General features: G+C 70.1%; 6 protein-coding genes. 3 read left to right on the top strand and 3 right to left on the bottom strand.

Translation table 11 applies throughout. The annotated features are described in order from the left end of the window. Positions 1-7: 7 nt before the first annotated feature. Positions 8-1060, bottom strand: coding sequence for an Rv2578c family radical SAM protein (locus tag QWJ90_RS10945; protein ID WP_290107864.1), 1053 nt, complete (start codon positions 1058-1060; stop codon positions 8-10). Between the two features lie 99 nt (positions 1061-1159). On the opposite strand from QWJ90_RS10945, the gene QWJ90_RS10950 reads away from it, so the two are divergent. Further along, positions 1160-2086, top strand: coding sequence for a M15 family metallopeptidase (locus QWJ90_RS10950; RefSeq protein WP_290107865.1), 927 nt, complete (start codon positions 1160-1162; stop codon positions 2084-2086). A 30-nt stretch (positions 2087-2116) separates the two neighbouring features. Here QWJ90_RS10950 and QWJ90_RS10955 read toward each other — a convergent pair whose 3' ends face one another. Together QWJ90_RS10955 and QWJ90_RS10960 are read right to left on the bottom strand one after the other, a co-directional pair. Then, complete coding sequence (locus QWJ90_RS10955; protein WP_290107866.1) at positions 2117-3103, bottom strand: pirin family protein; 987 nt, start codon at positions 3101-3103, stop codon at positions 2117-2119. After that, complete coding sequence (locus QWJ90_RS10960) at positions 3100-3438, bottom strand: GNAT family N-acetyltransferase (RefSeq protein ID WP_290107867.1); 339 nt, start codon at positions 3436-3438, stop codon at positions 3100-3102. Before QWJ90_RS10960 ends, QWJ90_RS10955 begins: the two co-directional genes overlap by 4 nt. Before the next feature lie 83 nt (positions 3439-3521). Between QWJ90_RS10960 and recQ the strand changes: the two genes are divergently transcribed. Continuing rightward, positions 3522-5513, top strand: a complete 1992-nt coding sequence (gene recQ / locus QWJ90_RS10965; RefSeq protein WP_290107868.1) for a DNA helicase RecQ — start codon at positions 3522-3524, stop codon at positions 5511-5513. 133 nt (positions 5514-5646) lie between these two features. After that, on the top strand, positions 5647-7470 hold a 1824-nt coding region (locus tag QWJ90_RS10970; protein ID WP_290107869.1), incomplete at its 3' end, for a choice-of-anchor G family protein.

Raw genomic sequence — 7470 nt, forward strand, 5'->3', positions numbered from 1 at the left:
CGCACGGTCAGAACAGCGTGGGAGCGGCCTCCGGCCCGGTCTCGATGATCCGCGGGGCCGCACGCGGCGTCCGCGGGCGGGAGCGTGCGGGCTGGTCGTCCTCCGCGTACCCGTTCAGGCCGTGTGCACGGATCAGCGGACGAACCCGCTGTGCGAGCCAGGTGCGGTAGCCCTTCGGCGCCTCGACCGAGGCCCCGGGATAGAGCCCGCGGTACGCCGGGACGAGATCCGGGTGCTCGCGCTGCAGCCACTGGAAGAACCAGGGCTTCACTCCGGGCCGCAGGTGCATCGCGCCGTAGATGACGCGACTCGCACCGGCTGCCTTGATGCGCCCGAGCGCCGCATCGAGTGCTTCGACCGAGTCGCTCAAGTGCGGCACGATCGGCATGAGGAAGACCTGCACGCGGAAGCCGAGGTCCGCGGCGGCCCGGACGGTGTCGAGCCGCGCCTGGGCGGTGGGAGTGCCCGGCTCGATGGCGTGCTGCAGCGCGTCGTCGTAGACCGCGATCGACATCGCGAGGGAGATGTCGACATCCGCTCGTCGCCGTGCGAGCTGCGGAAGATCGCGCCGCAGGAGCGTGCCCTTGGTCAGGATCGAGAACGGCGTGCCCGAGTCGGCGAGCGCGTCGATGATTCCCGGCATGAGGCGGTATCGCCCCTCGGCACGCTGGTACGGGTCGGTGTTCGTGCCGAGGGCGACCTGCTCCCGCTGCCAGGTCGATCGTCCGAGCTCTCGTCGCAGCACGTCGGCGACATTGACCTTGACGACGATCTGCGAGTCGAAGTCGCGTCCGGCGTCGAGGTCGAGGTACTCGTGCGTGCCGCGAGCGAAGCAGTAAGTGCAGGCGTGACTGCATCCCCGATAGGGATTCACGGTCCAGTCGAAGGGCATCGAGCTCGGGCCGGGCACGTGGTTCAAGGCTGACTTGGCGACCACCTCGTGGAAGGTGATCCCGGCGAACTCGGGGGTGGTGACCGTGCGCACGCCGGCGCCTACCTGATCGAGGCCGGGAAGAGCTGCTTCGTCCACCGCTCCCACCTGCTGCCCCTGCCACCTCATCCCTCCATCGAACACAGCTACGAAGAAGAAGTCAAGATCACCTCGTACAAAAGTGCGGGTGGCCGTTGTGTGTGGCCGAGAAGGGGCGACAATGAGGACATGGCTCGGACCTCGAGGGCATCCCTTCCGCGCGCGGTGATCGCGCTCGCGAGCGCGGCGGGGATCGTGGCCGCGTGCACGCTCGGTGTCGCGTGGGCGATTTCCCACGAAGGCCGGCCGACCGAGATCGCCACGGTGGTCACGAGGCAGCCGACGGACCCGCAGCCCGGATCCGTCGAAGCACTGCCGGTTCCGAGCTTCGAAGTCGTCGTGGAAGAGCCCTGCGAGCGTGGCGAAGACCTCGACGACGCCGAGGCGATCTCCGAGCTGCTGTCCACGCAGACGGGCGTGAAGGAGTTCCGCCGTGCGGCAGCCGCGGGCTGCGTGGCACTGGACGATCCGTCGACGACCTGGGCGGTCGTCAACAAGCGGCGCCCTCTGGAGCCGATCGACTATGCGCCCGACGTGCAGACGCCATCGGCCACGCGCAGCCTCGTCGGCGGAGGCCTGCGTCCTGATGCTGCTACCGCGCTCGATGCGCTGGCTGCTGACGCGCTCGAGGCGGGGGCGGGGGAGATCGCGCTGCAGAGCGGGTACCGCTCATACGCGACGCAGGTGAGCACGTTCGCCGGCCAGCTCGGAGCGTTGGGAGAGGAGGGCGCGGAGGCGATCTCCGCACGGCCCGGCTTCAGCGAGCATCAGCTGGGCCTCGCGGCCGACGTCGTCGCCTGCACGAGCGGGAGGTGCGGCACGATCTACGAGATCGCCGGCACGCCGCAGGGCGACTGGCTCGCCGAGAACGCCTGGCGGCAGGGATGGATCGTCCGCTACGAGGAGGGGCAGACGCCGACCTCGGGGTACGACCCCGAACCCTGGCATCTGCGCTTCGTCGGCGTCGCATTGGCCCGGAGCTATCACGACGGCGGGTTCCACACCCTCGAGGAGTTCTTCGGGCTCCCGGCCGCCGCGGACTACGCGGAGCGATGATGCCGCACCGCATCCGGTGCGCGGCCGCGCTCAGAGCCGGCGGCGCCTCGTCGTGAGGCGCACGCTGGGCAACGGCGGGCTGGCGACTCTCTGGTCCGTCGGGTGCCCCGCGACCGCTCCGTATCGCGGGTCTCCGCGCTCCCACTCCTCGCGCGCTTCGACGACCTCCTCGTGGCTGCGTCCGACGAAGTTCCACCACATGACGATGTCGTCGGGGAACGGCTCCCCGCCCAGAAGGAAGACGAGCGCGCCCTCGTCTGACGCGACTTCGATCTCATCGCGCTGCACGCCCAGGTAGAGCAGGTCCTGGCCCTGCACCGCGATGCCGTCGTTCTCGTCGGCGACCACGCGGAGGTCGCCCTCCACGCGCACGATCGCGTGCTCCCAGTCCGAGCGAAGGGGCACGCGCACGCGGGAGCGGGCGGGGAGGGCGATCTCGGCGCCGACGATCGGGGTGTGCATGGTGGCCGGCGACGTGACCGAGCCGAGTTCGCCGACGACGACCGTGGCCACCGCGCAATCGCCGTCGAGCGTCGGAAGCGAGAGCTGCGGGAGGTCATCGTGTCGCTCGAAGTCCGGCGCGCCGTGCCGGCGCTCCTCGGGCAGGGCGACCCACAGCTGCAGCGCATCGAGGGCGATCGCGTCGTCTCCCATGGAGTATTCGGAGTGGGAGATGCCGGCGCCCGCGGTCATGATGTTGAGCGATCCGCGCCGCACGACGACGTCGTTGCCGAGGCTGTCGCGATGGCGGATCTCGCCGACGAGCGGCCAGGTGACGGTCTGCAGCCCGATGTGCGGGTGCGGGTCGACGCGCATCACGGCCGCCTGCGGGCCGAACCGGTCGAGGAAGCACCACGCGCCGACGGTGGGGAGCTCTCGCTGGGGCAGGGAGCGCCGGACGTCCATCGCCCGGATGCCGCCGAGCGGCACCTCGCGGGCAGGGAGGAGGAGGGCGCGTGGCCCGTCGCAGGTGGTCGCGCCGCCGTCGGTCTCGACGTCGGCGTCGTACCGGGTCACGACGACTGCTCTCCCGGGGTGGCCGCGTCGATCGGCGTGCCTTCGGGCCACTCGACGATCGCGCCTGCGACCTCGTTCTGCTTGAGGTGGTCGGCGACGAACGGGCACTCGGGGATGATGACGTCGCCGCGTCGGGCGACGTCCGCCAGCGCGTCGGAGACCAGCGCGTTGCCGTACCCGCGTCCGCGGAACTCCGGGTCGACCACGGTGTGCGTGAAGCGCACTCGCCCCTCTCCCTGCTCGAACTCCGCGTAGCCGGCGACCTTGTCCGTCTCCGCGTCGTGCAGCTCGTAGCGGCTCAGCTCGTCGTTCCTGGTGACCGTGTGGTCGCTCATGATCGGCTCCTCTCGTCGGCTCCCACGCTAAGCCAATACGACGCACCGAGGGCGGTGTCAGACGTGCTCCGTAGACTCGGAATATGCCCGCGCATCTGCAGAACGACCCCCAGGGCGATCCGTGGATGGTCGCGCGCATCCCCGACGACGACAGCTGGGTTCCGCCTGAGGAGCCGTACGACGAGGGGCCGCCCGAAGGGTGGGCGCCCGTCGAGCCGGTCACGTCGTCGAGCGGCGGCTCCCTGCACTCCCGGCCCGCGCCATCCCGTTTCGCGTCCGCGCGCGACGCGCTCCGCACCGTCTACGGGTACGAGTCGTTCCGCGGCGATCAGGAGGCGATCGTCGAGCAGGTCATCGGGGGCGGCGACGCGGTCGTGCTCATGCCGACCGGTGGCGGCAAGAGCGTCTGCTATCAGATCCCGGCGCTCGTGCGCGAGGGGACGGGGCTCGTCGTCTCGCCTCTCATCGCCCTCATGCACGACCAGGTCGACGCCCTGCGGGCCAACGGCGTGCGCGCGGCGTACCTCAACTCCACGCAGACGCCCGACGAGCGTGGTGCGGTCGAGCGGGCGTATGTCGCGGGTGAGCTCGACCTGCTCTACGTCGCGCCCGAGCGGCTGAACGGCGAGCAGACGCTGCGGATGCTTGAACGCGGCGCACTCAGCGTCATCGCGATCGACGAGGCGCACTGCGTCAGCCAGTGGGGCCATGACTTCCGGCCGGACTACCTCGCCCTGGGCGCCCTGGCGGAGCGGTTCCCCGGCGTGCCGCGGATGGCGCTCACCGCCACGGCCACGCGCGAGACGCACCGCGAGATCAGCGAGCGCCTGCGTCTGCCGGATGCCGAGCACTTCGTCGCGAGCTTCGATCGACCGAACATCCGGTATCGAATCGAGCCGAAGACGGATGCGCGCAAGCAGCTGCTGCAGTTCATCCGCTCGCAGCCGGAGGGGTCGGCGGGCATCGTCTACGCGCTCAGCCGCAAGTCGGTGGAGCAGGTCGCGGCGTTCCTCGCGCAGCAGGGGATCGACGCCATCCCGTATCACGCGGGTCTCGACGCGCGCGTGCGGGCTGCGCACCAGTCTCGCTTCCTGCGCGAGGACGGCGTGGTCGTGGTCGCGACCATCGCGTTCGGCATGGGCATCGACAAGCCCGATGTGCGCTTCGTCGCGCACGTCGACCTGCCGAAGTCGGTCGAGGGCTACTACCAGGAGACCGGGCGCGCAGGCCGGGATGGCGAGCCGTCCGTCGCATGGATGGCCTACGGTCTCGGCGACGTCGTCCAGCAGCGGCGCATGATCCAGCAGGGCGACGGAGGCCGCGCCATCCAGCAGCGGCGGTCGCAGCACCTCGACGCGATGCTCGCCCTCTGCGAGACCGTCTCCTGCCGCCGGCAGAACCTCCTCGGGTACTTCGGGCAGGAGTCCGGGCCGTGTGGCAACTGCGACACCTGCCTCGAGCCGCCGGAGGTGTGGGATGGCCAGATCGCCGCGCAGAAGCTGCTCTCGACGGTCGTGCGGCTGAAGCGGGAGCGGAATCAGTCCTTCGGCGCGGGACACCTCATCGACATCCTCCGGGGCGCCTCCAGCGAGCGCATGCGGAAGTTCCAGCACGACCAGCTGGCGACGTATGGGATCGGGCAGGACCTGTCCGAGCAGGACTGGCGCAGCGTCATCCGGCAGCTCCTCGCGCAGGGGCTGCTCGCCGCGGAAGGGGAGTACGGCACGCTCGCGCTGAGCCCCGCCTCCAGCGGCGTGCTGCGGGGCGAGACTCCGGTGCCGCTCCGCAAGGACGTGATCGGGCGCGTGGCGCGCGTTCCGCAGCGCAAGGCCAGTGCGTCCGACGCGCTCGCCCCGGAGGACCGAGGGCTCTTCGAGGCGCTGCGCGCGTGGCGCGCGGAGCAGGCGCGCGAACAGGGGGTCCCCGCGTACATCGTGTTCGGCGATGCGACGCTGCGCGCGCTCGCGGAACATCGACCCGCGAGTCTCGCCGACCTGAACGGCATCCCTGGGATCGGCGCGAAGAAGCGCGACGCCTATGGGGAGGCGGTGCTGGCCGTGGTGGCAGGCGGGTAGCCTAACCGAACGTGGTTCCTGTGAGAAGCCCTAGAAATCTCGCCAGTATCCCGCAATGCTCGCATCCGACGCCCGCGCGTGGCGCCGGGGGCGTTTGCGCAGGTGTCTCCCTGTCCCCAGAACCAGGAGACCCATGAAGAAATCAGATGCGGGCGTTCCGGTCGCCCGCACCAGAAAGGGCAGACTCGCTCCTCTCGCGAGCCTTGCCACTGCAAGCCTCGTCGTCAGCGGGGCTGTCGGCATCGGTACTGCGGCGAATGCCGACGAGGTCGAGACCGAAGCCGATTCCGCGGCTCACGCTCACCTCCTGTGGGTGGACGGAGTGGGACTCGACGTCGCGGGTGCAGGCCGCGCCACCACCGAGTTCTCGCCGCCCGGTCCGAACGAATCCGACAACGCCGCTCTCAACCTGGAGCTGCTCGACGCCGTGCAGCTCGGGCTGAACGGCCTCGACCTGCCGCTCATCAAGCCGGCGGGAGAGGAAGGGCCCGGCCTGCTGGATCTCGGCGCGCTCGGCGCGGCGGAGAGCTATGCCTCGTCGCCCACCGCGAACAACGCGTTCGCGGCGACCGGCCTTCTCACTGAGGAGGGCGCGCTGAACACGGACGCCTACCAGGGCGGTGTCGGCGACCCCGCACAGCTTGACCTCAGCGCGCTGGTGCGTCAGATCATCGGCGATGCGGTAGCCGATGAGCTGCTGACCGGTGCCTCGATCACGATCGGGGCCGTCGGCTCGCAGATCGAGAAGGACGGTCCGGAGATCACCTCGACCTATCGTCTGGCCGACCTCCAGGCCGACCTCACGAGCCCGGCGCTCGGCGACGCCACCGCGGTCACCGACGATATCGTCGGCGGCGCGCTCGCTCCCGTCGAGGGCCTGCTCGCACCGGGTGACGCGGAGACGGAACCTGGAGCGATCTTCCAGCTTGTCAGCGCTCTGGTGACGACGCTCGATGCCGTGAGCATCCCGATCGTCGGTGGCGTGGACGCCTCACTGAACGGCCTCGGTCTCGACACGGCGACGCTGACCGAGTCCGTTCGCAACGGACTGCTCGAGGAGCCGATTGACAACTCGACCGCCGACGCGCCGGCCTCGGTCTCGGTCGATCTGAGCGACGGCACCATCACGGTCGACCTGGCGCAGGTGCTTCTCGAGTCGGACGCCGCATACGCCGGTCTCGACCTGAACAGCCTGCCGGCGAACACCGACGTGCTCACCGGCGACGTCGTCAACGCCATCACCGCCGGCGTGACGAGCGCTGTCACCGGCACCGGGCCGAACTCGTTGACGACCAAGGCCGTCGACCTCATCACCGAGGGAATCTACGGCGTCGCCGTCGACCTCGACATCGATCTCGGTGTCGGGCTGCTGGGTCTGCCCGTCACCGACGCCTCTGTCACGCTTCAGTCCACCGACGGCACCGCGGCCACCCTCGGCGGCCTCCTCGGCGTCGATGGCTACCTGCCCGCAGAGCTCGAGATCGACGACCCCGGCCTGCTCGGCGGATTGCTCGGGACGGTCACGGACATCCTGAACCCGGTCGTGGGCCAGCTCGGCGATCTCCTGTCCCCGGCGGTGGACGGTGTCCTCGCGAACCTGCAACCGACGGTGAACGGCGTACTCGATCCGATCGTTGCCAATCTGCTCAACGTGGCTCTCCAGCCCGTCCTCACGCAGGTCGCAGCGCTCACGATCAACGAGCAGCCGGAGGTGGGTGACCTCGGCGACGGGAGCTTCACCGTCCGCGCCCTGAGCGTCGAGCTGCTGCCGCTTCTGGGTGAGGGCTCGGTCGATGTCGAGCTGGGTTCTTCCACCGTTCGCGCACTCGATCAGTCGGTCGTCGGAACGGACCCTGCCTACGCGGGGCTCGACCTGCCGATCTCGGGTGACGGCTGGCCGGCCGGCTCGACGGTGACGGTGACCCTCGAGGACGAAGAGGGCAATGTCATGGCTGGT

The sequence above is a fragment of the Microbacterium oryzae genome (assembly GCF_030406385.1).
GTDB lineage: Bacteria > Actinomycetota > Actinomycetes > Actinomycetales > Microbacteriaceae > Microbacterium > Microbacterium oryzae_A.

Excerpts from the sequence above, each read along its gene's own strand:
- QWJ90_RS10945 (WP_290107864.1), bottom strand. The coding sequence starts at position 1,060 with ATGAGGTGGCAGGGGCAGCAGGTGGGAGCGGTGGACGAAGCAGCTCTT.
- QWJ90_RS10950 (WP_290107865.1), top strand. The coding sequence starts at position 1,160 with ATGGCTCGGACCTCGAGGGCATCCCTTCCGCGCGCGGTGATCGCGCTC.
- QWJ90_RS10960 (WP_290107867.1), bottom strand. The coding sequence starts at position 3,438 with ATGAGCGACCACACGGTCACCAGGAACGACGAGCTGAGCCGCTACGAG.
- recQ (WP_290107868.1), top strand. The coding sequence starts at position 3,522 with ATGCCCGCGCATCTGCAGAACGACCCCCAGGGCGATCCGTGGATGGTC.